Genomic DNA, 1,027 nt, shown 5'->3' on the forward strand with positions numbered 1-1,027 from the left:
CGTATGCGGTGAAAATCGCACGTACGGTTCTTTGGGGAGGGGGCGGCGGCGACGCTGCTCTCTTACCCGCTAAAGACGGCTCCGCGCGCCGGAGGGTGTTCCAGCAGATCAGGCAGCAGCCGAGTTTGAGGAATGCTTCGTGAATGTCGCCACGACGTTCGAAGCGGATACGAAGACGGCGGAAATGACGCAACCAGGCATGTGTACGCTCGACGACCCAGCGGTACTTTCCCAGACCACTGCCGTTTGCAGTGCCGCGCTTGGCGAGCACAGGCGTGATGCCACGTTCGCGCAATTCCTGCCGATGCCGCTCGGAATCGAGCCTCGATCGGCATAGATGGCTTCAGGTTTTTGCAGGGGGCGTCCGCGCACGCCTCGGATCGGCGCAATGGCATCGACCAGCGGCAGCAGTTGCGTGACGTCATTGCAGTTTGCGCCGGTCAAGATCGCCGCGACGGGGATGCCATTGGCGTCCGTGGCGATGTGCTGCTTGGAACCTGGTCGCGCGCGATCGGTGGGGTTCGGGCCTGTTTTCGCCCGCCCCAACCGCACGAATGGATGATGAGTCGACGACCACTCGCGAGAAGTCGATCTGATCTGCGGCGCGCAACTTCGCGAGTAGCAGCTCGTGCAACTTCTCCCAAACGCCAGCCTCCTGCCAGTCGCGCAAACGCCTCCAGCAGGTCACGCCAGAGCCGCAGCCCATTTCTGCTGGCAGGTCGCGCCAACGGATGCCGGTTCTGAGCACCAAAACGATGCCGGTAAGCGCAGCGCGATCCGACACCGGCCTGCGTCCTGGGTACTTCCATCGCCTCGGCTTGGATGCCGGCAGCAGTGGCTCGATCTCTGCCCATAGTTCGTCGCTTACGATCGGCTTACCCATCTCCTTGGCCCCATTTGTCAAGACGCGCAAGGTTAACAGGATGCCGAGAAAGTTAACAGCCCCTCAGGGTCTTTAGCGGGTAAGAGAGCAGCGTCGCCGCCGCCCCCTCCCCAAAGAACCGTACGTGCGATTTTCACCGCATAC

The 1,027-nt window shown here is 62.1% G+C and carries 1 pseudogene; it reads right to left on the reverse strand.

Annotated elements, in window-relative coordinates:
- Window positions 1-73: 73 nt before the first annotated feature.
- A pseudogene (locus tag AC1Q7H_RS39780) lies at window positions 74-883 on the reverse strand (IS5 family transposase); the annotation flags it as partial.
- Window positions 884-1,027: the final 144 nt, after the last annotated feature.

Source organism: Cupriavidus sp. GW823-FHT06D04 (assembly GCF_058795055.1).